The sequence below is a fragment of the Salipiger sp. PrR003 genome (assembly GCF_010500785.1).
Lineage (GTDB): Bacteria > Pseudomonadota > Alphaproteobacteria > Rhodobacterales > Rhodobacteraceae > Salipiger > Salipiger pacificus_A.
The window spans coordinates 1-25,985 of the sequence record NZ_JAAGOV010000098.1; the positions used below are offsets into that span (position 1 = coordinate 1).

Annotated in this window: 24 protein-coding genes; 16 read left to right on the forward strand and 8 right to left on the reverse strand. The window is 67.9% G+C overall.

Going from position 1 to position 25,985, the window contains the following annotated elements:
- Positions 1-324: 324 nt before the first annotated feature.
- Positions 325-789, forward strand: coding sequence for a GNAT family N-acetyltransferase (locus G0D83_RS28210; protein WP_164197819.1), 465 nt, complete (start codon positions 325-327; stop codon positions 787-789).
- A 4-nt stretch (positions 790-793) separates the two neighbouring features.
- Here G0D83_RS28210 and G0D83_RS28215 read toward each other — a convergent pair whose 3' ends face one another.
- The gene (locus G0D83_RS28215; RefSeq protein WP_164197820.1) at positions 794-1,309 is read right to left on the reverse strand and encodes a DUF2478 domain-containing protein; all 516 of its coding nucleotides are present in this window, start codon (positions 1,307-1,309) and stop codon (positions 794-796) included.
- A gap of 78 nt (positions 1,310-1,387) precedes the next feature.
- Between G0D83_RS28215 and G0D83_RS28220 the strand changes: the two genes are divergently transcribed.
- The 4 genes from G0D83_RS28220 to glp are packed head-to-tail and all read left to right on the forward strand — an operon-like array spanning position 1,388 to position 5,557.
- On the forward strand, positions 1,388-2,263 hold the full coding sequence (locus tag G0D83_RS28220) for a formate dehydrogenase accessory sulfurtransferase FdhD (RefSeq protein WP_164197821.1): 876 nt from the start codon (positions 1,388-1,390) through the stop codon (positions 2,261-2,263).
- Positions 2,260-2,910, forward strand: a complete 651-nt coding sequence (mobA, locus tag G0D83_RS28225) for a molybdenum cofactor guanylyltransferase MobA (RefSeq protein ID WP_164197822.1) — start codon at positions 2,260-2,262, stop codon at positions 2,908-2,910. Before G0D83_RS28220 ends, mobA begins: the two co-directional genes overlap by 4 nt.
- On the forward strand, positions 2,907-3,398 hold the full coding sequence (gene mobB, locus G0D83_RS28230) for a molybdopterin-guanine dinucleotide biosynthesis protein B (protein ID WP_164197823.1): 492 nt from the start codon (positions 2,907-2,909) through the stop codon (positions 3,396-3,398). Before mobA ends, mobB begins: the two co-directional genes overlap by 4 nt.
- Positions 3,395-5,557: a gephyrin-like molybdotransferase Glp gene (glp, locus tag G0D83_RS28235; RefSeq protein WP_164197824.1), complete on the forward strand. Its 2,163-nt coding sequence runs from the start codon at positions 3,395-3,397 to the stop codon at positions 5,555-5,557. The genes mobB and glp overlap by 4 nt, the downstream gene beginning before the upstream one ends.
- A gap of 19 nt (positions 5,558-5,576) precedes the next feature.
- Here glp and G0D83_RS28240 read toward each other — a convergent pair whose 3' ends face one another.
- The gene (locus tag G0D83_RS28240) at positions 5,577-5,804 is read right to left on the reverse strand and encodes a sulfurtransferase TusA family protein (protein ID WP_164197825.1); all 228 of its coding nucleotides are present in this window, start codon (positions 5,802-5,804) and stop codon (positions 5,577-5,579) included.
- Positions 5,805-5,956: 152 nt separating this feature from the next.
- Here G0D83_RS28240 and G0D83_RS28245 point away from each other — a divergent pair, with 152 nt between their 5' ends.
- Complete coding sequence (locus G0D83_RS28245) at positions 5,957-7,651, forward strand: NAD(P)H-dependent oxidoreductase subunit E (RefSeq protein WP_164197826.1); 1,695 nt, start codon at positions 5,957-5,959, stop codon at positions 7,649-7,651.
- 147 nt (positions 7,652-7,798) lie between these two features.
- On the forward strand, positions 7,799-10,567 hold the full coding sequence (gene fdhF, locus G0D83_RS28250; protein WP_164197827.1) for a formate dehydrogenase subunit alpha: 2,769 nt from the start codon (positions 7,799-7,801) through the stop codon (positions 10,565-10,567).
- A gap of 20 nt (positions 10,568-10,587) precedes the next feature.
- Here the strand turns inward: fdhF and G0D83_RS28255 are convergent, their stop codons facing one another.
- The 6 genes from G0D83_RS28255 to G0D83_RS28280 form a co-directional block, all read right to left on the reverse strand.
- Complete coding sequence (locus tag G0D83_RS28255; protein WP_164198047.1) at positions 10,588-12,531, reverse strand: HAMP domain-containing sensor histidine kinase; 1,944 nt, start codon at positions 12,529-12,531, stop codon at positions 10,588-10,590.
- Between the two features lie 103 nt (positions 12,532-12,634).
- Positions 12,635-13,132 (reverse strand): DUF6505 family protein, encoded by a 498-nt coding sequence (locus G0D83_RS28260; RefSeq protein WP_164197828.1) that lies wholly within the window; start codon positions 13,130-13,132, stop codon positions 12,635-12,637.
- A gap of 10 nt (positions 13,133-13,142) precedes the next feature.
- Entirely contained in the window at positions 13,143-13,853 is a 711-nt protein-coding gene (locus tag G0D83_RS28265) for a biotin/lipoate--protein ligase family protein (protein ID WP_164197829.1), read from the reverse strand.
- Complete coding sequence (locus G0D83_RS28270) at positions 13,850-14,914, reverse strand: Mrp/NBP35 family ATP-binding protein (protein WP_108970326.1); 1,065 nt, start codon at positions 14,912-14,914, stop codon at positions 13,850-13,852. Before G0D83_RS28270 ends, G0D83_RS28265 begins: the two co-directional genes overlap by 4 nt.
- Positions 14,915-14,918: 4 nt before the next feature.
- Entirely contained in the window at positions 14,919-15,110 is a 192-nt protein-coding gene (locus G0D83_RS28275) for a DUF6494 family protein (protein ID WP_108970325.1), read from the reverse strand.
- Positions 15,111-15,133: 23 nt separating this feature from the next.
- Entirely contained in the window at positions 15,134-17,080 is a 1,947-nt protein-coding gene (locus tag G0D83_RS28280; RefSeq protein ID WP_164197830.1) for a 4Fe-4S binding protein, read from the reverse strand.
- Positions 17,081-17,454: 374 nt separating this feature from the next.
- On the opposite strand from G0D83_RS28280, the gene G0D83_RS28285 reads away from it, so the two are divergent.
- From G0D83_RS28285 to G0D83_RS32605, 9 genes are all read left to right on the forward strand, one after another.
- Positions 17,455-17,988: a DUF3305 domain-containing protein gene (locus G0D83_RS28285; protein ID WP_164198049.1), complete on the forward strand. Its 534-nt coding sequence runs from the start codon at positions 17,455-17,457 to the stop codon at positions 17,986-17,988.
- The gene (locus G0D83_RS28290; protein WP_164197831.1) at positions 17,985-18,620 is read left to right on the forward strand and encodes a DUF3306 domain-containing protein; all 636 of its coding nucleotides are present in this window, start codon (positions 17,985-17,987) and stop codon (positions 18,618-18,620) included. Before G0D83_RS28285 ends, G0D83_RS28290 begins: the two co-directional genes overlap by 4 nt.
- Before the next feature lie 17 nt (positions 18,621-18,637).
- Entirely contained in the window at positions 18,638-19,252 is a 615-nt protein-coding gene (locus tag G0D83_RS28295) for a molecular chaperone (protein ID WP_108970322.1), read from the forward strand.
- A gap of 50 nt (positions 19,253-19,302) precedes the next feature.
- On the forward strand, positions 19,303-19,497 hold the full coding sequence (locus tag G0D83_RS28300; protein WP_092424675.1) for a twin-arginine translocation signal domain-containing protein: 195 nt from the start codon (positions 19,303-19,305) through the stop codon (positions 19,495-19,497).
- A gap of 124 nt (positions 19,498-19,621) precedes the next feature.
- Complete coding sequence (locus G0D83_RS28305; RefSeq protein WP_164197832.1) at positions 19,622-22,600, forward strand: formate dehydrogenase subunit alpha; 2,979 nt, start codon at positions 19,622-19,624, stop codon at positions 22,598-22,600.
- A gap of 12 nt (positions 22,601-22,612) precedes the next feature.
- The gene (gene fdh3B / locus G0D83_RS28310; RefSeq protein ID WP_095882707.1) at positions 22,613-23,206 is read left to right on the forward strand and encodes a formate dehydrogenase FDH3 subunit beta; all 594 of its coding nucleotides are present in this window, start codon (positions 22,613-22,615) and stop codon (positions 23,204-23,206) included.
- A gap of 113 nt (positions 23,207-23,319) precedes the next feature.
- Positions 23,320-24,540, forward strand: a complete 1,221-nt coding sequence (locus tag G0D83_RS28315; protein ID WP_108970425.1) for a formate dehydrogenase subunit gamma — start codon at positions 23,320-23,322, stop codon at positions 24,538-24,540.
- Positions 24,541-24,545: 5 nt separating this feature from the next.
- Positions 24,546-25,844 carry a c-type cytochrome gene (locus G0D83_RS28320; RefSeq protein ID WP_164197833.1) on the forward strand — a complete coding sequence of 433 codons (1,299 nt, stop codon included), beginning with the start codon at positions 24,546-24,548 and terminating at the stop codon, positions 25,842-25,844.
- Positions 25,845-25,850: 6 nt separating this feature from the next.
- Complete coding sequence (locus G0D83_RS32605) at positions 25,851-25,982, forward strand: hypothetical protein (RefSeq protein WP_255455681.1); 132 nt, start codon at positions 25,851-25,853, stop codon at positions 25,980-25,982.
- Positions 25,983-25,985: the final 3 nt, after the last annotated feature.

The window sequence follows — 25,985 nt, forward strand, 5'->3', positions numbered from 1 at the left end:
CCCAACGCCATCCAGATGGACCCGGCGGCGCGCCGCGAGATCGTCCAGTGGTACCGCGCCGCGACAAAGGGCTGAGCACGCGCCGGCCCTGGCGTGAGCGTGGCACCATGTCCCGCGCCGCTCGAGTCGCGGCCCCCCCCGGGGTGGAAACAGCAGGATCAGGAAGTCCGCGGCGCGGCTCCGTCCCACGCCTTTTGTGCCAAGCGCCGCCGCCAGCTGATCACGTTGTTGTTATGACCCGGGTGCATGGCGGGATCTCCGAATTGTCGGTGGTCCGACAGGCCGCCCATCTCTATCTCACCGCCGGTGCAGAAAGGATGACCCATGGCGACCGCAGAGGCAGTGCTGACCACCGTAACGACCGAAGGCTCCGTCCATCGGGCGGCGGCGCTGCTCTATGGCCATTGGAAACGCCTCAGCGCCGCGGCGATCCGCAGCCGCTTTCACAGCCGCGTCGGCGACGAGTGGCTGAAGCGCCGCGCCGAGTCCTGCCGTCCTGATCTGGTTCTGGGACTGGAGGCCGACGGCGACACCCGCGCCGTGCTCGAGATTTACCGCGTTGCCAAGACCCATGCCGAGATCGCGCTCTCGGTCGAGGATGCCTACCAGGGGCGCGGCTACGGGCGGCAGCTCTTTTCCGCCGCGCTCGGCCATGCGCGGGACATGGGGATCGAGACCGTCGAGGCCAGTTTCTCCCACGACAACCGCGCCATGCTGCAGATCGCGCTCAGCGCGGGTGCCAAGATCATCGCCGAGAGCGGCAACCGCTGCGCGACGATCTGGCTCTGAGGCTTTAGGCCGCCTTCGCCTCGCGGATCCGCGCGCGGCACCAGTCGGTCACCGCATCGACATCCGGAGCAAGCGGCTCGGCCAGGTCCTCGGCGAAGGCGAGGAAGGCATCCAGGTTGCCGGCGTTCACTGCCACAAGCACCGGCACGCCCGCCGACAGCGCCTCGCCGATCACCGGACGGAAGCCGCGGCCGTCGACCTCCTGCTTGCCGAACTTGTTGACCAGCAGCAACGCCGCGCCCTTCTGCAGCCCGGCGCTCACCAGCCCGACAACCCTTTCGAGCCCCTGCGGATCGAGCCGACACCCGCGCGACAGCGCCCCGAGGTCCTGGCTGATGCGCACGACGTCCGTGCCGCTCAGGACCTGCAGGTCCATGTGGCACTTGCTGGTCGGCCCGGTCTCGATGTTGTGCTGCACAGCGCCGGCGAGCGGCACGCCCTCGGCGCGCAGGCGGTCCGCCACCTCGCGCATCAGCACATCGACCTCGCCGCGGCCCAGACCCGTTACGTACCCAAGCATGCTCGTCCCCTTGAAACTCCGCGTCGCAGGTTACAAGATGCCCGACGTGCAGGCCAGAGGAGGCGCAAGATCACCCGCATGCCCGAAATTCCCCTGCTCCCGAACCCCGCCGACCCGCGCCTCACCCGGCGCATCTCGGGCACCGACCAGACCGGTGCCGAGACCGAGATCTCGGTGGTCGAGGAGCGCCCGCTCACCATCTATCTCAACCGCCAGGAAATCGTCACCGCGATGACCATCGGCGACTATCCCGAGTATCTGGCGCTGGGGTTCCTGCGCAATCAGGGGATGCTGCGCGCCGATGACGTCGTGACCGGCGTCGATTACGACGACGAGATCGAGACCGTCGTCGTGCGCACCCTTCGCGAGACCTCCTACGAGGAAAAGGTGCAGAAGAAGACCCGCACCTCGGGCTGCGCCGTCGGTACCGTCTTCGGCGACATGATGGAGGGGCTCGAGGGGCTATCCCTGCCGCAAGCCGAGGTCCGCACCTCTTGGCTCTACGCGCTGGGGAAAGAGATCAACACCACCCCCTCGCTCTATCTCGAGGCCGGGGCGATCCATGGCACCGTGCTTTGCGAGCGGGACAAGCCCTTGGTCTACATGGAAGATGTCGGGCGGCACAACGCCGTCGACAAGATCTCGGGCTTCATGTTCCAACATGGGCTGGGGCCCGAGGACAAGATCCTCTACACCACCGGGCGGCTGACCTCGGAGATGGTGATCAAGACCGCGCTGATGGGCATTCCTGTGCTGGCCTCGCGCTCGGGTTTCACCGCCTGGGGCGTCGAGATTGCCCGGCAGGTGGGGCTGACGCTGATCGGCCGGATGCGTGGGCAACGCTTCGTGTGTCTTTCGGGCGAGGAACGGCTGGTACGCGATGTGGATCCTGCCTCGGTGCCCGAGGAAGACCGCAAGTCCCGTCGCAAATCCGCCGGTGAGGCCGCAGAATGAGCCGCCCGCTGCAACAGCCGCTTGGGGTGATCCTCGCAGGCGGCCTCGCCACGCGCATGGGCGGCGGCGACAAGGGGCTGCTGGAGATCGGCGGCGCGCCGCTGCTGCAACGCGTGATCGACCGGATCGAGCCGCAAGTGGGCGGGCTGGCGCTCAACGCCAACGGCGAGGCCGCGCGCTTTGCCCGCTATCGCCTGCCGGTGCTGCCCGATACGATCGCCGGCTTCCCCGGCCCGCTGGCGGGCGTGCTGGCGGGTCTCGACTGGGCCGCCGAGCAGGGGGCCGACAGCATCGTGACGGTGGCCGCCGACACGCCCTTCTTTCCCTGCGATCTGGTACCGCGCCTGCTGCTCGCCGCCGAGGAGGCGCCGCACCTGCTGGCGTTGGCCTGCACACCGCGCTCCGGGGACGAAGCGCTGAAGTCCGGCGGCGGCAAGAAGATCAACCGGCACCCCACGTTCGGCCTCTGGCCGGTGTCGCTGCGAAACGATCTGCGCGCGGCGCTCGAAGGCGGTCTACGCAAGGTTGTGCTCTGGACCGACCAGCACGGCGCGGGCGAGGCGCTGTTCTCCGCCGAGCCCTTCGATCCCTTCTTCAACGTCAACACGCCCGAAGATCTGGCGCGGGCGCAGGCTCTGGCGTCGTGAGGATCTACGGCGTCACGGGCAGCAAGAACTGCGGCAAGACCGGGCTGATGGAGCGGCTGGTGGCGGAGGTCTGCGCCCGGGGTCTGTCGGTCTCGACGCTCAAGCACGCGCATCACAGCACCGATGTCGATCAGCCCGGCCGCGACAGCTACAGGCACCGGCAGGCCGGCGCGCACGAGGTGCTGCTCGCCTCGCCGCATCGCTGGGCGCTGATGCACGAGCTGCGCGATGCGCCCGAGCCACCGCTGGAGGAGCTGCTGACCAGGCTGAGCCCGGTCGATCTGGTGCTGATCGAGGGCTACAAGACCGCGCCGCACCCGAAGATCGAGGCGCATCGCGCCGAGACCGGCAAACCGCTGCTCTCGCCCGCCAACGCCAGCATCCGCGCCGTGGCCGCCGACAGCGTGGTGGAGACCGCCCTACCCCGCTTTGACCTCGACGACACCGCCGCCATCACCGATTTCATCCTGCGCGAGGTGGGCTTGTGAGCTTCGACACTTTCGTCGTCGTGGACTGGTCGGGGGCCTCGAAACCCTCGCCCGCCAAGCCGTCGAAGGATGCGATCTGGATCGGCATCGCCCGCGAAGGAAGCGTCGAAGCCAGCTACCACCGGACCCGCGCGGACGCGACCGACACCCTCGCCACCCTCTTTGAGACCGAGCGCGATGCCGGGCGGCGGGTGCTGGCGGGGTTCGACTTCCCCTTCGCCTATCCGGGGGGCTTTGCCGAGGCGCTCACCGGTACGCCGGGTCCGCTGCGGCTCTGGGAGGCGCTGGCGGCGCGCATCGAGGATGCGCCGGACAATGCCAACAACCGCTTTCAAGTCGCCGCCGAGCTGAACGATCTCTTCCCCGGGATCGGGCCGTTCTGGGGCTGCCCCGAGACGTTTGACGACCCGCGCCTGCCGAGCAAGGGCACGCGCCGGGACGGCCACAGGATGCCTGAACGGCGCACGTGCGACGCCACCCCCGGCGCGCAGACGGTGTGGAAGCTCTACACCACCGGCTCGGTCGGCTCGCAGGCGCTGCTCGGAATCCCCCGCCTGCAGGCCCTGCGCGCGCGCTTCGGCGCCGATCTCTCGGTCCGCCCCTTCGAGCAGCACGACACGCCGATCACGCTGGTCGAGCTCTTTCCCTCGCTGATCGCGAAGACCGTGGCCGCGCTGGCCGAGCCGGACGAGATCAAGGACCGCGCGCAGGTACGCATCCTTGCCGGGGCGCTGCGCGCGCTCGACCCACAACAGCTTGACGCCATGACCCGAGAGGGCGACGCAGTGGAAGGCTGGATCCTCGGACTCGGCCACGAGGAGACCCTGACCCGGGCCGCGCATCGCGCCTTTCCCCAACCCTGCGAGGCCCCCATGCCCTCCGATCCCGACAGCCCCCTCCTTCCGCCGCGCCTGCGCGACGACTGTTTCGCCATGCCGCAGGGCGTGAGCTGGGTGCCCGTCGACGAGGCGCTCGCCAAGCTGCGCGCCGCGCTCAGCCCGGTGACCGGCACCACGACGATTGCCACGGCCCGCGCCGCGGGCCGCGTGCTGGCGGCGGATGTGGCGGCCAAACGCTCGAACCCTCCGATGCCGAACTCCGCGGTGGATGGCTACGGCTTTGCCCATGCCGCAACCGGCAGCGGCGTGCAGCACCTGCCGCTGGTGGCGGGCCGCGCGGCAGCCGGGCAGCCCTATGCCGACGCCGTGCCGCCGGGCGATGCGGTGCGCATCCTCACCGGGGCGATCCTGCCCGAGGGGGTCGATACGGTCGTGCTCGAGGAAGATACCAACACTGATGGCACAACTGTGGTCTTCGACGGGCCGCTCAAGCCGCGCGCCAACACCCGCAAGGCCGGCGAGGACATGGCTGCCGGCGATCTTGCCCTGCGCAAGGGCCGCCGCCTGCGCGCGCCCGACCTGGCGCTGGCCTCGGCGCTCGGCATCGCCGAGCTGCCGGTGCACCGTCCGCTGCGGGTGGGCGTGCTGTCGACCGGCGACGAGATCATCGCCTCGCCGGAGCTGCCCGCCGCGCCGCATCAGATCTGGGACGCCAACCGTCCCATGCTGCTGTCGCTGGCGCAGGGCTGGCACTACGAGCCGGTGGACCTCGGCCACGTCGGCGACGACGCCGCGGCAATCGCGGAGCGCCTGCACGAAGGCGCGCGCGAGGCGGATGTGATCCTGACGTCGGGCGGCGCCTCGACGGGCGACGAGGACCACGTCTCGGCGCTGCTGCGCGCCCGCGGCACCCTGTCGAGCTGGCGCATCGCGCTGAAACCCGGGCGTCCGCTGGCGCTGGCGATGTGGGAGGGCGTGCCGGTCTTCGGTCTGCCGGGCAACCCGGTGGCGGCGCTGGTCTGCGCGCTGATCTTCGCGCGCCCCGCCCTGTCGCTTCTTTCCGGCGCGGGCTGGACCGAGCCGCAGGGGTTCACCGTCCCCGCCGCCTTTGAAAAGCGCAAGAAGCCGGGCCGGCGCGAATACCTGCGGGCACGGCTGAACGAAGACGGCGCGGCGGAGGTCTTCGGCTCAGAAGGCTCGGGGCGGATCAGCGGGCTCTCGTGGGCGGACGGGCTGGTGGAGCTGCCGGACGGAGCGCGCGAAGTCACGCCGGGTACGCCGGTGCGCTACATCCCCTACGCGTCCTTCGGGCTGGTCTGAGGCAGGCCGAAGCCGGACCTCAGCCCTTGCGGATCAGGTAGACCTGCGCCGCGCCCTCGTCCGCCTGACCCACCAGCGCATGGCCGGCCTCGTTGCAGAAATGCGGCACGTCGATCACCGCCGCCGGGTCGGTCGCGACCACCCGCAGCACCTCGCCCGTTCCCATGCCCTGCAGGCGCTTGCGCGCCTTGAGCACCGGAAGCGGGCAGAGCAGCCCGCGCGCATCAAGTTCCTGATCCCAAGTCATGCCTTCTCAATAGCAGACGGCCCGGCGCTGTCCATCCGTCTGCTGCCGCCTTTGATAGAGAACGCCTATCAACTGACGGCACAGCGATATTGACCGGCAATGACCCTATGCCCCAAGAACGGATACCCACCGCGACGACAGGGAGGCATTCGATGGCGCTGGATCAGCAGCAGGGGATCTGGAAATCCGGCCGCAAGGGCGGCAAGGGACGCGCCACGCCGAAGGGCCGACAGCTCGACGACCGCGCATGGGACGAGGTGAAGGCGCTGCTCGGTGACCGTCCGCGCCGGCGCGATCTGCTGATCGAGTTCCTGCACCTGATCCAGGACCGCTACCACCACCTCTCGGCGGCCCACCTGCGCGCGTTGGCCGAGGAGATGCGGCTGTCGATGGCCGAGGTCTGGGAGGTCGCCACCTTCTACGCCCATTTCGACCCGGTAAAGGAAGGCGAGACCCCGCCGCCCGATCTGACCATCCGTGTCTGCGACTCGCTGTCGTGCGAGATGGCGGGGTCCGAGGCGCTCTTCGACGCGCTTTGCGCCGGGCATGACCCCGCAAAGGTCCGCGTGCTGCGCGCGCCCTGCATGGGCCGCTGCGACACCGGCCCGACGGTCGAGATCGGCCATCTGCACGTCGATCACGCCACGCCACAGAAAATTCGCTCGGCGATCGACAAGGGCGATTTCGAGCCGGTGATCCCCGCCTACGAGGACTTCAAGACCTATCGGGCGGGCGGTGGCTATGACCGGCTGCTGACCCTGCGCGAAAGCGGCGACTGGGAGAAGGTGCAGGAGGAGATCTTCGCCGCCGGCCTGCGCGGCATGGGCGGCGCAGGGTTCCCCTCGGGCAAGAAGTGGGGCTTTGTGCGCGCCAACCCCGGTCCGCGCTACCTTGCGGTGAACGGCGACGAGGGCGAGCCCGGCACCTTCAAGGACCGCTTCTATCTCGAACGCACGCCTCACATGATGCTCGAAGGCATGCTGATCGCCGCCTGGGCGGTCGAGGCCGAGACCTGCTTCATCTACATGCGCGACGAGTATCCGGCGATCCTTCACATCCTGCACAAGGAGATCGCCGCGCTCGAGGCGGCGGGGATCGTGCAGCCCGGCTTCATCGAGCTGCGCCGCGGCGCGGGCGCCTACATCTGCGGCGAAGAGTCCGCGATGATCGAATCCATCGAGGGCAAGCGCGGCATGCCGCGGCTGCGCCCGCCCTTCGTGGCGCAGGTGGGCATCTTCGACCGCCCGACGCTGGTGCACAATGTCGAGACCCTGCATTGGATCGGCCGCATCGCCCGCGAGGGGCACGCGATCAAGTCCAAGGTCGCGCACAACGATCGCAAGGGGATGCGCAGCTACTCGCTCTCCGGCCGTGTCGCCAATCCGGGCGTCTACGTGCTGCCTGCCGGCAGCACGATCAATGATCTTATCGAGGCCGCGGGCGGCATGGCCGAGGGCCATGTGTTCAAGGCCTATCAGCCGGGGGGGCCATCCTCGGGGCTGCTGCCGGCCTCGCTGGGCGACGTGCCGCTCGATTTCGACACGCTGCAGCCGCATGGCACCTTCATCGGCTCCGCAGCCGTGGTGGTGCTGTCGGACAAGGACAGCGCCCGCGGAGCGGCTCTCAACATGCTGAAGTTCTTCGAAAAAGAGAGCTGCGGCCAATGCACGCCCTGCCGTGTCGGCTGCGAGAAGGCGGTGAAGCTGATGCAGGCCGAAAGCTGGGACGGGGAGCTGCTCGAGGACCTCTGCCAGGTGATGACCGACGCCTCGATCTGCGGCCTGGGCCAGGCGGCCCCGAACCCGATCCGACTGGTGATGAAGCACTTCCCCGAGGAGGTGAAATGATGCGCGCGGTCCCCTCCCGTCCCCCTGCCCGCGCGCATTTTCCCGGGCCGCAGCCGTCCTCCGCTCAGTCGGACGCGGCCCGGGACCAATATCGCCGCACATTTCCTTGCGGCTCTCCCAAGACCCTGACCCCCGGAGCTGCACACAATGGCTGACGGATCGAACCTTCCCCAGACCTCCTTCATCCTCGACGGGCAGGAGGTCACCGCCCTCCCCGGAGAGACCATCTGGCAGGTCGCCAAGCGGCTCGGCACCACCATCCCGCACCTGTGCCACAAGGAGGCGCCGGGCTACCGGCCCGACGGCAACTGCCGCGCCTGCATGGTCGAGATCGACGGCGAGCGGACGTTGGCGGCCTCGTGCTGCCGCGCGCCCGCCGAGGGCATGAAGGTGACCACCGACAGCGCCCGCGCGAAGAAATCGCGCGAGCTTGTGATGGAGCTGCTTCTGGCAGACCAGCCCGAACGCGCGCAGGCGCACGACCGCGGCTCGCACCTGTGGGACATGGCCGACCTGACCGGGGTTTCCGACAGCCGTTTCCCCAGGCTCGAAGAGGCCCGCATCCCGCTGCTCGATGACAGCCACGTGGCGATGAAGGTCAATCTGGATGCCTGCATCCAGTGCAACCTCTGCGTCCGCGCCTGCCGCGAGGTGCAGGTGAACGACGTGATCGGCATGGCGGACCGGGGGCATGACGCTTTCCCCGTCTTCGACATGGACGACCCCATGGGCGAAAGCACCTGCGTCGCCTGCGGCGAATGCGTGCAGGCCTGCCCCACCGGCGCGCTGATGCCCGCCACCGTGGTGGACGCGGCCCAGCACGGCGACAGCCGTGACTTCGATGAGGCGGTGCAATCGGTCTGCCCCTTCTGCGGCGTCGGCTGCCAGGTCTCGCTGAAGCTGAAGGACGGCAAGGTCAAATACGTCGAAGGGATCAACGGCCCTGCCAACGAGGGTCGGCTTTGCGTCAAGGGGCGGTTCGGCTTCGATTACATCCACCACCCGCACCGGCTGACCAAGCCGCTGATCCGTCTCGAAGGCGCCGAGAAGGGGCTGAACGTCGATCCTGCCAACCCCTTCACCCACTTCCGCGAAGCGTCGTGGGACGAGGCAATGGAGGTCGCGGCCAGCGGTCTGGCGAAGCTGCGCGACCAGGGCGGCGAGACGGTGGCCGGTTTCGGCTCGGCCAAATGCACCAACGAAGAGGCCTATCTCTTCCAGAAGCTGATCCGGCAGGGCTTTGGCCACAACAACGTCGACCATTGCACGCGACTTTGCCATGCGTCGTCGGTCTCGGCGCTGATGGAGAACGTCGGCTCGGGGGCGGTCTCGGCCACCTTCAACGAGATCGAGAACGCCGATGTCGCCATTGTCATCGGCGCCAACCCGATCGAGAACCACCCGGTCGCCGCGACCTTCTTCAAGCAGTTCGCCAAGCGTGGCGGCAAGCTCATCGTCATGGATCCGCGCGGTCAGGCGCTGAAGCGCTTCGCCAGCCACATGGTGCAGTTCCGCCCCGGCGCCGACGTGCCGCTGCTCAACTCGATCATGTCGGTGATCGTCGAGGAAGGACTTTACGATCAGGCCTATATCGACCGCTTCACCGAGAACTGGGAGCACGAGAAGCAGCACCTCGCCGGTTTCGCCCCCGAAACGCTGGAGGATCTGACCGGCATCGACGCCGCCACGGTGCGCGATGTCGCCCGCACCTTTGCCAAGGGCAAGGCGGGGATGATCTTCTGGGGCATGGGGGTCAGCCAGCACATCCACGGCACCGACAATTCACGCTGCCTGATCTCCCTCGCGCTGATGACCGGCAACGTCGGCAAGCCGGGCGCCGGGCTGCACCCGCTGCGCGGCCAGAACAACGTGCAGGGGGCGTCCGATGCGGGACTCATCCCGATGTTCCTGCCCGACTATCAGGACGTGACTGACGACGGCGTGCGCTCGGCCTTCACCGAGATCTGGGGCTCGGAAGACTTCAGCGGCCAGAAGGGTCTCACGGTCACCGAGATCATGGACGCGGTGCACGATGGCGCGATCCGCGGCATGTACATCCTCGGCGAGAACCCGGCCATGTCGGACCCGGATGTGACCCATGCCCGCGCCGCGCTGGCCAAACTCGATCACCTCGTGGTGCAGGACATTTTCCTGACAGAGACCGCCAATTACGCCGACGTGATCCTGCCCGCCGCCGCCTTCTACGAAAAGACCGGCACCGTGACCAACACCAACCGGCAGGTGCAGATGGGCCGCGCCGGGGCCACGCCCCCGGGCGACGCGCGCGAGGACTGGGCGATCACCGTCGAGCTGGCGCAGCGGCTGGGGCTGGGCTGGACCTACAGCCACCCGCGCGAGGTTTTCGCCGAGATGGCGCGCGGAATGCCCTCGCTCGACAACATCACCTGGGAGCGGCTGGAGCGCGAGGACGCGGTGACCTATCCGTCGCTCTCGCCCGAGGATCCCGGTCAGCCCATCGTCTTTGGCGACGGCTTCCCGCGCGAAGGCGGCCGGGCGCGGTTCACCCCCGCCTCGGTGATCCCGCCGGACGAGACGCCCGACGCCGATTACCCAATGATCCTGACCACGGGGCGGCAGCTCGAGCATTGGCACACCGGCTCGATGACCCGCCGCTCGAAGGTGCTCGACGCGGTGGAGCCCGGCGCCAACTGCTCGCTGCACCCCTCGACCCTGCGCAAGCTCGGCGTCGAGCCCGGCGGCATGGTCAGGCTACAGACACGGCGCGGCGAGATCGAGGTCATGGCCCGTGCAGACCGCGCGGTGGCGCCCGACATGGTGTTCCTGCCCTTCGCCTATGTCGAGGCGGCGGCGAACATCCTCACCAACCCGGCCATCGACCCCTACGGCAAGATCCCCGAGTTCAAGTTCTCGGCGGTGCGGGTCACGGCGGCGTAGCGGAGCGGCGCGCCCCGCCGTCAGCCCGCCTCTGGCAGCCAGACGGTGAAGACCGCCCCGCCGTCCGGCGCATTGGCGGCGGTGATCAACCCGCCCGCCCGCTGCACGATGCTTTGCGAGATCGACAGGCCCAGCCCGGTGCCTTCGCCGCGGCGGGTGGTGAAGAAGGGATCGAAGAGCGACGGCAGGTTCTCTGGCGGGATGCCAGGCCCGGTATCGCGCACCACCAGCGCCACGCCCGGCAGGCCGTCCCGCGCCTCTTCGGAGAGCAAAAGCGAAAGACGCCCTGTCTCGCCCATCGCCTGCGCCGCGTTGAGGATGAGGTTGATCACCACCTGCTGCATCTCGCCCGCGTCGATGGCCACCTGCGGCAGGGCGGGCAGTTCGGTCTCGACCGTGATCGCGCCCTTGCTCAGCGCGTGCTCGACCAGCAGCAGGGAATCCTCGACCAGAGGCGCCAGATCGACGGTCTCGCCGCAGTCAGAGAACTCGGCAGGGCGGGCGAATTTCAGCAGTTTTCCGACGATGGCCTCCATCCGCATGATCTGCCGGTCGATGAGCGACAGCTCGGTCTCGACTTGCGCGGCGGCCTGGCCCAGTTCCATGCGGATCACCTCGACGTTGCCCTGGATCACCGCCATCGGGTTGTTGATCTCATGCGCAACCCCTGCAGTGATTTCGCCGATCGAGGCGAGTTTCTCGCTCATCACGAGCTGGCGGTAGGTGTCTTCGAGCTTGGCATTGGCCTCGCGCAGTTCGGCTGTGCGCTGATCGACCCGGTCCTCCAGCTCCTCGGCCCAGGCCCGCAGTTTCAGGTCCCGGTCCTGCACCTGATCGAGAAGCCCGTCGAGATGCGCCGCCACCTGGCCGATCTCGTCCAGTCCCACCGGGCCGATGCGCGCCGAGAGGTTGCCCCGGCCCACCCGCCGCATGGTGTGGGTCATCCGCTCGAGCGGGGCGAAGATGCCCTTGGCCATCCACAGGAACACCGGCGCGGAAAGCGCCAGCACCGCCGCGAAGGCCGCCATCATCCACAGGTAGGCGGCGCGCTTGGCCTCGGCGAAAGGCGCCTCGAGGAAGCCGACGTAGAGCATGCCAACCCGCTTGCCGAAACTGTCGGTGAGCGGCAGATACCCCGAGATGTACCAGTCGTTGACCACGAAGGCGCGGTCGAGCCAGGTCCGCCCCTCGCCCAGCACCGCCTGCCGCACCGATGCCGAGACCCGCGTGCCGAGCGCCCGCACGTCCTCGAACAGCCGCACGTTGGTCGAGATGCGCACGTCGTCGAGGAAGAGCGTCGCGGTGCCCTGCCGCGCGCCGCCGGTGACCGGGTTGAGATAGACCAGCGCATTGATCGCATCGATGAAGCCGAGGTTGCTGTTGAGCAGGATGCCCCCGACCAGCACGCCCTCGCGACCCGGCAGCGAGACCGGGCTGGCTGCATGAACCACCATGCCGCGGTCTTCGACCCTGCGCTCGGTGGGCACGGCGGCCTGTGTCTTGATCAGATCGATACGCGCCCGGGCCGCGAGGTTGCGCGGCAGCGCCGCGAGCGCCTCTTCCGGGAAGATGTCGATGGCGGTGCGGGTCGTGCCCTGCCCCGCGGCGGCGATCACCGGCCAGTCGGCGGCGGCCTCGGGCACCTCGGAGGCTGGCAGGTAGTAGAGGAAATCCAGGAGCAGTTCAGAGCGTTTGTTGAGCAGGAACTGCCGGTCCGGCACGCCGTCTGCAAAGGCTTCGGCAAAGGCGACGGAGCCCGACACCCCCGACAGCTCTTCGCCGGTGCGCGCCATGAGCTGCGAGAGGTATTGCTCGGCGATGCGCAGGTCGCTCTGCACGTTGGCCGCCAGCACCTTGTCGTAATCCTCGGTCCAGCGGGTCATGCCGAGCAGCAGCAGGAGCGGCATCAGCAGGACCAGCGGCGCAAGCGCAAGGATCAGCAGGCGCAGGCGGACGGAGATCATCGGGCGGGACTTGGCTTTCATGTCGGAGCGAGCCTAGCACGGCCCTCGCCCCCGGTCAGTCTGGATCGTCGGGCCCGATTTGGGGGCCGGATTTGGGCGCGGCTCAGTGGTGGTGGTCGTGCGGGTCGTCGAGCGAGCCGTGAATGGCGAACTGCTCGAGCCCGGCGTCGCTGGCCTCGATCACCCGGTAGCTTTCGCGCACCCCGGCCTCGGTCAGCTCGCGGGCGACGGTGAGCAGGGTGTTGGCCGGGTGGTCGTCGCAGAGCTCGACCATCTGCGCCAGCTCTTCGGCGGCGACCGGGCGCGCGGCCTCGACCGAAGGCGCGCCGTAATAGGTCACGAAGTGCTCGGCCAAGAGGTCGGTCAGCGCCTGCATCTCGGCGGGCTCGGCATTGGTCACCGCGACGAAGGTCACCCGGCCGAAGGTCTCGAGCCCCAGCCAGCCGTTGGCAAAGGCCTGTCGCGCCTTGCCGGTAAGATCGCCCTCGGTCCAATTGGAGAACTCGAAGCCGCCCGAGATGCACCATTCCCCGGTGCGGGCGGGCGAGGCGAAGACACGGGTGTCGCTTTCGTCGAAATGGATGGCGCGGGCGAGCTTCATGCAAAATCCTTCAAGGGGCGGGCTCAAGCAGGGTGGTGAGCGGAATGAGATGGGTGGTCTCGCCGTCGCGCAGCAACATGCCGAAGTCCTCGTCGACGCCGAGGAAGGTGCCGGAAAGCCCGTTCTGCGTGACCTCCTCGCCCATGTCCTGCGCCAGTGCGCGCCAGTCGGTGTGCAGCGCGCGGCTGCCCTCGTCCTCCCAGCGGTTGACCCAGTTCAGCGTGTGACGCGCCCAGGCTTCCAGCAACGCGGGCGGCTGCACCTCGGCGCAGCCCTCGGCGAAGAGCGAGGTCTGGTCGGGGGTGTCGCCGGGACGGTCGCTCTCGGGGATCAGCGGCAGGGTGAAGCCGATGACCAGCCAGTCCGGCACTTGGGCGGGATCGCTCGTCGAGGCCATGCAGCGGAACCGCCCGCAGGCGGCGCCGTTGATCCGGATGCCGCCGTCCCAGTCCAAGTGCACCGAGACCTCGGGCGGCGCCATGACGCCAAGCGCGTTCTGGAAACCGACGCCGCAGAGCGGCAGCATCGACAGGGCCTGCTTGAGCGGCACCTCGGGGGCAAAGACCAGCGCGCCCTGAAGCACATCGGCGGTTATGCGATAGGCGACCAGCCCGGCATCGCAGCCCAGAAGGGCGCGCTGGCAGGCGTGGTCAAAGGCATCAGTGGTCACCTCCTCGCCCCACAGAAGGGGCGGGAAGGCAAGCGCGTCGGTGGTGCTCATGCCACCCCCTGCGCCACCAGCGCGGATGCGATCGCATGGAACGCCTGTGCCTGCGCGCTGTCGGGCTGGCTCACCACGATCGGCGCGCCGCCGTCCGAGGCGAGGCGGATCTGCAGGTCGAGCGGCACCTCGGCGAGCAGCGGCACGCCGAGCTTCGCCGCCTCGGCGGCGACGCCGCCATGGCCGAAGACATGCTCTTCATGGCCGCAGTTCGAGCAGACGTGGGTGCTCATGTTCTCCACCATGCCGAGGATCGGCACGTTCAGTTGCTTGAACATGTCGATGCCCTTGCGCGCATCGAGCAGCGCCACGTCCTGCGGCGTGCTGACCACGATGGCCCCGTCCACATGCGCCTTCTGGCTCAGCGTCATCTGCACGTCGCCGGTGCCCGGCGGCAGATCGACGATCAGCACGTCGAGCGCGCCCCATTGCACCTGCATCATCATCTGCTGCAGCGCGCCCATCAGCATCGGGCCGCGCCAGACCACCGCCTGATCCTCGTTGGTCATCAGGCCGATCGACATCATGGTGACGCCGTGGTTGCGCAGCGGCAGGATGGTCTTGCCGTCGGGCGAGGCAGGACGGCCCGAGACACCCAGCATGCGCGGCTGGCTCGGCCCGTAGACATCGGCATCCAGCAGACCTACGCGCCGCCCCTGCTGCGCGAGCGCGCAGGCGATGTTGGACGAGACGGTGGACTTGCCGACCCCGCCCTTGCCCGAGGCAATCGCGATGATGTGGTTTACCCCCGGGATGCGCTGCGGGCCTTGCGGCTCGGCCTTGCGCATCTTCAGATCGGGCGGCGCCTTCTCGGTGTGGCCGGTCAGCACGATCGAGACCGCCGAGACACCCTCGGTGGCCTTGAGCGCGTTCTCGGCCTGATCCTTGATCTTGGTGTAGGCGGCGCTCTGGCTGGGCGGGATCTCCATGACGAAACGCACCGCGCCCGCCTCGTCCACATTCAGCGCGCGCACGACGCCGCTCGACATGATGTCGCCGCCCGCAACCGGATCGGCGACGCTCTTCAGGACGGCCTGAACCGCCTCTCTGCTGGCTGGCAAGGGTTTACTCCTGTCCCTTGATCTCGCCCGTGACCTCATGGGTCAGACCGAGCTCTTCGATGGTGATCACGGCTTTCACGGCAAAACTCTTCCCGGCCGTGTCGCTGCCGCGCATGGCCTCCTCGATGGCCTGCTGCGAGGTGACGCCCACCTGCTTGAGGAACTTGCGCATGGACATGTTGAAATCGTCGCTCATTCGGGCCTCCTGTGGCTCGGCATTCAGTGGTCGCGCCGTTTGCTGAGGTAATCGTCCGTGGTCCGGGGACGCGGACGCTCGCCGGCGGCAAACGGGTTGTCCTGCGCATGATACTGCGCATTCACCCGGCAGTCGTCACACATCTGGATCATCCGCAGCTTGTCGCCGCCGAACATGGCGTGGGACTGAAGCTTTTCGGTGATCCGGTCAATGGTCGATTTCACCCCGAAAAGCGTGCCGCACTCGATGCAGGCAAAGGGCTCTTCCTCGTTGACCACGCGCTGCTCGAGCGCCTCGTCGCTGAGCAGAAGGCGCGGCTCGTAGGTGATCGCATCCTCGGGGCAGACGTTGGCGCAAAGCCCGCACTGCAGGCAGGCGTCCTCCTGGAAGCGCAGCTGCGGCAGGTCCGGGTTGTCGCCGAGCGCGCCGGAGGGGCACAGCGAGACGCAGGACAGGCACAGCGTGCAGGCGTCGGTATCGACCAGCACGGCGCCATAGGGCGCGCCCTCGGGCAGCGGAAGGCTCTCGGCACCGGGATGCAGCGCCTTCGCCGCCTGCCGGGTGATCTGGCGGCGGGTGCCCATCGGGCGCACCGGCGTGGCGACCGGCGCGGGGGCCTCTTCGGCGTAGAGCGCGGCGGACATGGCGTCGGGATCCGGTGTTTCCAGCAGGCGCACCTTGCCGCCACCGCTGATCGCATCCGACAGCGCCACCTGCGCCTGCAGCGCCGGCAGGTCGGCCCCCGGCCCTGGCAAGATTGTGACCGAGGCAAAGCCGGCGGCCAGCGCAGCCACGCTCTCGGCATGGCCGAAGGCGCCGATGGCGCGGATTTCCAGCGGGATCACGTCGGCGGGCAGCCCGTCGCCGTGGCGCGCCGAAAGCCGGATCATCTCGGCCCCATGCGCGTCGTGCACCAGAAGGCGCGGCGCTTGGCCCCCAGCGTCGAGGAAGGTCTTGGCCAGCGTCTGCACGCGGCGCATGGTGAGATCCACCGGCGGCGCATCGTAGCTGATCGCCCCCGACGGGCAGGCCGAAGAACAGGCCCCGCAGCCGGCGCAAATCATCGGATCGACCGTTACATGCTCGCCATCGGGCGAGATCGCCCCGGTGGGGCAGAGGTCGAGGCAATTGGTGCAGCCGGTCTGGCCCGCGCGGGAATGGGCGCAAAGCAGAGATTCGAGCCGCACGTAGAGCGGTTTCTCGAATGTGCCGACAAGGTGCGACGCCGCCATGACCGCTGCCGCCACCGCCTGCGGGCGCCCGGGATCGGCGCGCAGGTAGCCCTCGCGCTTTTCATGCGCCGGGAAGAGCGGCGGCTCGCGGCGCAGGTCGAGGATCACGTCGCACTGCGACACGCCACCATCACGTGGCTCGGTCAGGGTGAAGCTGCCGCGCCCGCCGGGCTCCACCTGGCGCAGCGCATCGATGGTCACCTTGAACTGGCCAAGCGCGCCCTGGGCCTTGCGCAGACGACCGGTGACCACGTCGAAGGCGCGGGTGTCGGGGATCTCGTCCGCCCGCTCGAGCAGCACCGTCACGCCAAGATGCGGGGCCAGCTGCGCTGCCGCCTCGAGCGCTACCTCCGGCGCGCCGAGGATCAGGCACAGCCCCTCGGAGATGACGTCGAGGGTCTTCTCCGGTGCCGCGGGCAGCATGGCCTCGGCGGCGAGGGCGGACATTTTGGGTAGTTTGGATGCGCCGTCGGCGCTCCAGCCGGCGCGGTCGCGCAGGTCGAGCAGCGGCGCGGCCTCCACCTCCAGCTCCTCGGCCAACGCCTCGAAGGTGCGGCTCTCCTGGGTGCAGCAGAGGACAACATTCCCCTGCGTCAATCCCTTGGCGGCGCGCTCGATCTGGCTGGTGCAGAGTGCCTTGCAGGGCGGCGCGACCTCGAATCCCGTGGCTTTGGCGAGTGCCTCGGCATCGATGGACTGCGTGCCCATACAATCACATGTAATCAAGGTCTTGGTCATGACTTCCTTCCTGGCGAACGGCGCGGATCCGGGCCGTTTTGCGCTCGGTATTGGGGCTAGCTAGCCCCGATTCGCCCTATCCCACAACTCAATTCCGCGAGCGGAAAGCCGCCCACGACCAGACCTCTGCACCGCTCCGCGCCGGTGTGATTCGCATGCCGCGTCGCAGCACCTTTTCGGAGTAAAAAGGTCGGATTGGACAGTTTGACCTTGCCGCATTTTTGCCCCCTCGACGACTACCCAAAATGTCCACCATCGGTCACAGAATACCGCTGTGCACAAATTGGCCCTTCCCCGAGGCGCTCTAGTTGCTTCAATCACAGTGGGAGGAAGGATACATCACTGTGACAGGTCATCCGAGCAACGATCAATACATGCCCGTGGGGGTGGTCCTGCGCCGCACTCCCGGCGTCACCCGGTGGGCCAAGTGGGCCTGGCGGGCCGTTGCCGTACTGCCCGGCGCCGGCCCTGCCGACTGGCGCGAGCTGCGCCGCGAGGGCGATGCGGTCGAGTATCACGCCGCGACGCTCTCGCTCGAGCTCTACCGTGCCGAAACCGAGGCCTACCTGCATGGCATCACTGCCCGCGAACCCAGCGTCTACGTCGTGATGCGCAAGACCCTCGGCGAACACCCCTTCGAGGTCGTGCTGATCACCGCCTCTCCCTACGAGGCGCAGGACTATTGCGACAGCGGCGAGGACATCGTCGAGAAGGTGCCGATGCCCGCCGGGCTGCTGGCATGGGTTGGCGATTTCGTCGAGCGTTACCACGAAGAGGAAGAATTCGTGAAACGCCGCCGGGATCGTGCCAAGGTGGATGGCCAGCAGGACGGCATCGGCGATCCGCGCATTTCCAAGCCCGCAGATATCTACGCCTCGCCCGCCCTGAAAAGAGGGAGGCTGCAATGAAGGATTTCTGGTCCCGCCGAAAAGCCGCCGTCGCGGCCGAGACCCGCTCCGACGAGCAGGCGCAGGACACCGCCCGCCGCGCAGAGACCGAGGCGCAACTGGCCGAGCGCAGCGACGAGGAACTGCTGGCCGAGGCCGGGCTTCCCGCGCCGGAAGAGATCACCGACGGCGAAATGGTCCGCAAGTTCCTCGAGTCGCAGTTGCCCAAGCGGCTGAAGAACCGCGCCCTGCGTGCCCTCTGGCGGTCGAACCCGGTGCTGGCCTGCCTCGATGGGCTGAACGACTATGACACCGACTTCACCGGCGTGACCCCTGCTGCCGACTTCAAGACGACCTATCAGGTCGGCAAGGGGCTGCTGGCGCATCTCGAATACGTCGGACGACAGCAGACCGAGACCGAGAGTGCCGAGCCCCAGGCGGAGGAGGATCAGGCCGAGATTGCCGACGCCGACAGCACGTCGATCCGCGCACCTGAAACCCTCGGCCCGACCATCGAGGCGCAGCCGGAGATCCCGCCGCTGCATACCACCGAGCCGCAGGTGGCCGAGGCCGCCCAAATTGACCCCGAGCCCGAGGAAAGCGCCCTGCCCGCCAGCGCGCGCCGCATGCGCTTTTCCTTCGAGGCCAGCTGATGACGGACACGCCTGACATGACCGCAGCCGCACAAGCCACTGCCCCGAAGATCGCCGACGAGGACCGCCTGCGCGCCGACCTCTACAACTTCCTCGGCCTGCTCCTCTCCCGGCCCGCCGACCAGGGTCTGATCGATCAATGCGCCGGGCTGACCGGCGATGCCAGCCCGATCGGCGAGGCGGTGACCACGCTGGCAAAGGTGGCGAAGATCTCCAAACCCAAGGCGGTGGAGAGCGAGTACAACCGCCTCTTCATCGGTCTCGGGCGCGGCGAGCTGCTGCCCTATGCCTCCTACTACCTGACGGGCTTTCTGAACGAGAAGCCGCTCGCCCTTCTGCGCCAGGACATGACCGCGCGTGGCCTCGCCCGCGCCGAGAACGTCTTCGAGCCCGAGGACAACATCGCCTCGCTGATGGAGATGATGGGCGCGATGATCGTCGGGCGCTTCGGCACCCCGGCCACGCTGAGCCAGCAGAAGAGCTTCTTCAACAAGCACATCGCCCCCTGGGCGAGCCATTTCTATTCGGATCTCGAGGGCGCCAAGAACTCGGTCTTCTATGCCCCGGTCGGACGTCTCGGCCGGGCCTTCATGGAGATCGAGACCGAAGCCTTCCGGATGAGCGCGGAGTGATCCGCACAAGGGCGGGCAACCGCCGCAACCCTGAGAGAGGAGGTCTCTCGATGAAGCGGAAAGACGAGGAGGCGACCAGCCGCCGCGATTTCCTGAAACTGGCCTCGACGGCAGCGCCGCTTGCGGCGGTCGCCGTGGCGACCACCACCGGGACCGAGGCGGAAGCCGCCGAGCCCGACCTGTCGTCGAACAAGATGCAGGACACCGCGCACACGCGCGCCTATTACGCCGCCGCCCGGTTCTGACCGGACGAGGCACTTCCCGCCAAGGACGACTGGTTGCGTGACGCCCGACTGTCCGAGGCACCCGATCAACACCAAGCAAGCCAGGCACCATGCGGGGGCCTAGCGCGCAAGGGGAGAGAGAAACATGTTGAGGAAAAAGACCAACGGGGTTGCGCGACGCCCCCAGCGGACAAGTATCCTTTCCGAAGTGGCGAACACTTCGGTTGACCGTCGCGCCTTCCTGCGCGGGTCCGGTCTGGCGATCGGCGGCCTTGCGGCCGTGGCCGCCACCGGAGGTACGGTAACCCAGGCCACCGCGGCCACCGCCACCGGCGGCGAGATCAAAACGGTGAAATCCGTCTGCACCCACTGCTCGGTCGGCTGTACCGTGATGGCAGAGGTGCAGGGCGGCGTCTGGATCGGGCAGGAGCCCGGCTGGGACAGCCCGTTCAACCTCGGCTCGCATTGCGCCAAGGGCGCCTCGGTGCGCGAGCACGCGCATGGCGAGCGGCGCCTGAAGTACCCGATGAAGAAGGTGGGCGGCGAATGGCAGCGCATCTCTTGGGAGCAGGCGATCAACGAGATCGGCGACCAGATGCTGTCGATCCGCGACAGCTCCGGCCCTGACTCGGTCTACTGGCTGGGCTCGGCCAAGCACAGCAACGAGCAGGCCTACCTGTTCCGCAAGTTCGCCGCCTACTGGGGCACGAACAACGTGGATCACCAGGCCCGGATCTGCCACTCGACCACGGTTGCGGGCGTTGCGAACACATGGGGCTACGGCGCCATGACCAACTCCTACAACGACATCCACAATTCCAAGGCCATCTTCATCATCGGCGGCAACCCGGCCGAGGCGCACCCCGTCTCGCTGCAGCACGTGCTGAAGGCCAAGGAACAGAACAACGCGCCGCTGATCGTCTGCGACCCGCGCTTCACCCGCACCGCCGCCCACGCGGACGAATACGTGCGGTTCCGTCCGGGTTCGGACGTGGCGCTGGTCTGGGGCCTGCTGTGGCACATCTTCGAGAACGGCTGGGAAGACAAGGACTTCATCCGCAGCCGCGTCTGGGGGATGGATCAGATCCGTCCCGAGGTCGCCAAGTGGACCCCGGACGAGGTCGAGCGTGTGACCGGCGTGCCGGGCAGCCAGCTCGAGCGCGTGGCGCGGACGCTGGCCAACAACCGTCCGGGCACCGTGATCTGGTGCATGGGCGGCACCCAGCACACCAACGGCAACAACAACACCCGCGCCTACTGCATCCTGCAGCTGGCCCTCGGAAACATGGGCACCGCCGGCGGCGGCACCAACATCTTCCGCGGCCATGACAACGTGCAGGGCGCGACCGACCTCGGCGTGCTCGCCGACACGCTGCCGGGCTACTACGGCCTGACCGCGGGCGCATGGGCGCATTGGGCGCGTGTCTGGGGAGAGGACCTCGACTGGCTCAAGTCCCGCTTCGCCATGCTGAAAGGCAAGGACGGCAAGGACAAGGAGATGATGGGGCTGACCGGCATCCCCGTCTCGCGCTGGATCGACGGCGTGCTCGAGGCGAAGGAAAACCTCGAACAGCCCGACAACACCCGCGCGATGGTCTTCTGGGGCCACGCCCCCAACTCGCAGACCCGCCTCAAGGAAATGAAGACGGCGATGGAGAAGCTCGACCTCTTGGTCGTGGTGGACCCCTATCCCACCGTCTCGGCGATCCTGCACGACCGGACCGACAACACCTACCTGCTGCCGGCCGCGACGCAGTTCGAGACCTACGGCTCGGTCACCGCGTCGAACCGCTCGCTGCAATGGCGTGACAAGGTGGTGGACCCGCTCTTCGAGTCCCTGCCCGACCACATCATCATGCACAAGTTCGCCACCAAGTTCGGCTTTGCGGATCGCATGTTCCGCAACATCGAGGTGAACGGCGAGGAGCCGCTGATCGAGGATCTGACCCGCGAGTTCAACAAGGGCATGTGGACGGTGGGCTACACCGGCCAGTCGCCGGAGCGCCTCAAGACGCACATGGCGAACCAGCACACCTTCGACCGCACGACGCTGCGCGCGAACGGTGGCCCCGCGGATGGCGACTTCTACGGGATGCCGTGGCCCTGCTGGGGCACTGCCGAGATGAACCACCCGGGCTCGGCCAACCTCTATGACATCTCTCTGCCGGTGGCCGAGGGCGGTCTGCCCTTCCGCGCCCGCTACGGCGTGGAGCGCAACGGTGAGAACCTCCTCGCCGAAGGCTCCTACACCGTCGGGTCGGAGATCGAGGATGGCTATCCCGAGTTCACCATGCAGATGCTGATCGATCTCGGCTGGGACAAGGATCTCACCCCCTACGAGCGTCGGATGATCGAGTGGGTCGCCGGGTACACGGACTCGCGTCCAGAGACCGACACCGAAGTTGGCGAGCAGTCGCAGACCGGCCCCTACCCCTCGGACTTCGCCGAGCAGATCGGCGGCGTGAACTGGAAGACCGACCTTTCGGGCGGCATCCAGCGCGTGGCGATCAAGCATGGCTGCGCCCCCTACGGCAACGCCAAGGCCCGCTGCGTGGTCTGGACCTTCCCGGATCCGATCCCGCTGCACCGCGAGCCGCTCTACACCAACCGGCGCGACCTGGTGGAAGACTACCCGACCTACGAGGACAAGACCTTCTGGCGGGTGCCGACCATGTACGCCTCGATCCAGAAGAACGACTTCTCGAAGGACTATCCGATCATCCTCACCTCCGGCCGACTGGTCGAATACGAGGGTGGCGGCGACGAGACACGGTCCAACCCGTGGCTCGCCGAGCTCCAGCAGAACATGTTCGTCGAGATCAACCCGCGCGACGCCAACAACCTTGGTGTGCGTGACGGGGCGGACGTGTGGGTCGAGGGCCCCGAGGGCGGCAAGGTCAAGGTCATGGCCATGGTCACCCCGCGGGTCGGAGAGGGCGTTGCCTTCATGCCCTTCCACTTCGGTGGCCATTTCGAAGGGGTCGACCAGCGGTCGAAATACCCCGACGGGGCGGACCCGATCGTGCTGGGCGAATCCACCAACACCGCGCAGACCTATGGCTACGACTCCGTCACGCAGATGCAGGAGACCAAGGCCACACTCTGCAAGATCATGCCGGCGTAAGGAGAGCGAGACATGGCACGAGCTAAATTCCTCTGCGATGCCGAACGCTGCATCGAGTGCAACGCCTGCGTCACCGCGTGCAAGAACGAGCACGAGGTGCCGTGGGGCATCAACCGTCGGCGGGTGGTGACCATCCAGGACGGCCAGCCGGGCGAACGCTCGATCTCGGTCGCCTGCATGCACTGCTCGGACGCGCCCTGCATGGCCGTCTGCCCGGTGGACTGCTTCTACCAGACCGAAGAAGGTGTGGTGCTGCACTCCAAGGACCTGTGCATCGGCTGCGGCTACTGCTTCTACGCGTGCCCCTTCGGCGCGCCGCAGTACCCGCAGGCGGGCAACTTCGGCTCCCGCGGCAAGATGGACAAGTGCACCTTCTGCAACGGTGGTCCGGAAGAGAACAATTCCGCGGCCGAGTTCCAGAAGTACGGGCGCAACCGGATCGCCGAGGGCAAGCTGCCCATCTGCGCCGAGATGTGCTCGACCAAGGCCCTGCTGGCCGGTGACGGCGACCAAGTGTCGGCGATCTACCGCGAGCGCGTGGTGGCCCGTGGCTTCGGCTCGGGCGCCTGGGGCTGGGGCACCGCCTACGACGAAAAGGCCAACTGAGCCAAGGACGGCGGGCTTTCGGGCCCGCCGGCAACGCAACGAAGTCCCGCGCGGGGCGGCGCCTGCCGCCGTTCCGCGCGATTCTCGCGTGACCCTACTTCATGGAGACGACCATGCTGCGCCACCTGCTGGCACTTTTCGCACTGGTCCTGCTGACCGCCGCCCCGCTGGGCGTCGCGGCGCAGGGCACTCTTCTTCCGCCCGAGCCCGACCGCTCCGCCACCGGCGGCGCGCAGACGCTCGAGGACATCATGCGCAGGCAGGCAGGCATCAAGGTCGATGACAGCTTCCGGCGCGAGAACATCGGCGGCGATGCCGTCAACGCTCCGGGCATGGGGCCGCTCGGCGGCGCCTCGGACCCGGACCTCTGGCGCGCCCTGCGCTACAACGAGGCCGACGTGCGCGCCTCGACGATCAACCCCAACGGCAAGGTGCTGATCCAGGACGGCGGCATGTGGTGGCTGACCTTCCGCCAGGGCCCGCTGGCCACCTACGGCGGCTGGCTGCTGCTCGGCACCATCGGCGTGCTGGCAGTGTTCTTCCTGCTGCGCGGCCGCATCAAGATCGACGGCGGCAAGACTGGCAGCACCGTGCTGCGCTTCAAGTGGATCGAGCGTTTCGCCCACTGGACGCTGGCCGGCTCCTTCCTGCTGCTCGGCTTCACCGGGCTCTTCACCCTCTTCGGGCGCAAGTACCTCGTGCCGCTGCTGGGCCATGACTTCAACGCCGCGCTGCTGCACTACTCGAAGCTGATCCACAACAACGTCAGCTGGGCCTTCATGCTGGCGCTGATCATGGTCTTCGTCATGTGGGTCTGGCACAACATCCCCGACCGCACCGACATCACCTGGTTCGCCCAGGCCGGCGGCATCATCGGCAAGAAGCACCCGCCCGCGAAGAAGTTCAACGCCGGCCAGAAGATCATCTTTTGGAGCGTGATCCTGCTCGGGGCCTCGGTCTCGGTCTCGGGGCTGTCGCTGCTCTTCCCCTTCGACATGCCCCTCTTTGCCCACACCTTCTCGGTGCTCAACGACTGGGGCGTGCCCGGCTGGTTCGGCATGGACACCTTCCCCGTCGAGCTCGCCCCGCAGGAGGAAATGCAGTTCGCGCAGCTCTGGCATGCCATCGTCGCCTTCCTGCTGATGGCGGTCATCATCGGCCACATCTACATCGGCACGATCGGCATGGAGGGCGCCTATGACGCCATGGGCTCCGGCCAGGTCGACGAGAACTGGGCGCATCAGCACCACTCGATCTGGTACGAGAAGGTCAAGGAGCGCGAGGCCGCCGAAGGTCATGGGTCGGCCCGCAAGTCGGCCACGCCCGCGGAGTGACCGAGATGGGCCGCCTGGCCTTGATCCTGAGCCTGATGCTCTGCGCCGCCCCCGCGGCGGCGCAGGAGTTCGCCACTCTGAAGGGCCACGGCGGACCGATCATGGGCATCGCCGTTTCTCCCTCGGGGCAGGTGGCGACCGGCAGTTTCGACAATTCCGTGGGTCTTTGGGACGCGCTCACGCCGACTTGGCTCGAGGGACATGCGGCGGCGGTGACCGCCCTGGCCTGGGGGCCCGAAGGCACGCTGGTCTCGGGCGGCGACGATTTCGCCGTGCGCGCCTGGGGCGATCCCCCGCGCGTGATGGGCCAGCACCAGGGAAAGGTCGCGGCGCTGGCGGTTTCGCCGGATGCCACGACCGTCGCCAGCGGAAGCTGGGACGGCTCGATCATCCTCTGGCCGCTCGACGGCGGCGAGGACACAAGCGGGGCCACTGGCGCGGGCACCGCCCTGCCCCCCCCGGGCGCCGGCGTCAACGCCCTGGCGTTCGAGGGGCCCGACACGCTCTATGCCGCGACGATGGCCGGGGCGCTGCTGCGCTATGATCTCACCACCGCAGAGGCACCTCTGGCCATCGCCCAGCATGGCTTCGGCATCAACCGGCTGGCCGTGGGTCCGGGCTGGATCGCCTATGGCGCCGTCGACGGCGGCACCCGGGTGCTCGATCTTGCGAGCGGCGCGCAGCTCGCCGACCTGACGCTCGACCGCCGGCCGATCCTCGCCCTGGCCTACAATGCTCCCTCGCATCAGCTCGCCGTGGGCGACGGCGAGGGGTTCATCATGATCGTCGACACCGAAAGCTGGCAGATCACCCGCGACTTCCGCGCCACCCGGCAGGGGCCGGTCTGGGCGTTGGCCTTCTCGCCCGACGGCACGGTGATCCACGCCGGGGGCCTCGACGATGTCGCCTATGCCTGGCCGGTCGAAGCACTGGACGCCTTCGAGCCCGGCATCACGGGCGAACGCAGCTTCCTGCGCGCTGCCGAGACCATGCCCAACGGCGAGCGGCAATTCATGCGCAAATGCTCGATCTGCCACGCGCTGACCCCCGGCCCCTCGCGCAAGGCGGGTCCGACGCTGCACGGCGTTTTCGGCCGCCGCGCGGGCACGGTGCCGGGCTACAGCTATTCGCCAATCCTCGACGGCTCCGACATAACCTGGACCGAGACCACGATCGACGCGCTTTTCGATCAGGGCCCGGACCACTACATTCCCGGCTCGAAGATGCCCATGCAGGTGATCGCGGGCGGCAGCGACCGGGCCGATCTGATAGACTACCTCAAACAGGCCACCAAAGGAGAGTGACCGCACATGAAAGCCATGTTCACAGGCTTCGCCGCCATCATCGTCATCGGGATCGTCGCCTATTTCGGCCTGCATGAGATGAATTTCTCGTCCGCCGAGGTCTATTCGAGCTCCAACGTCCGGCTCGACGACCACTGAGGC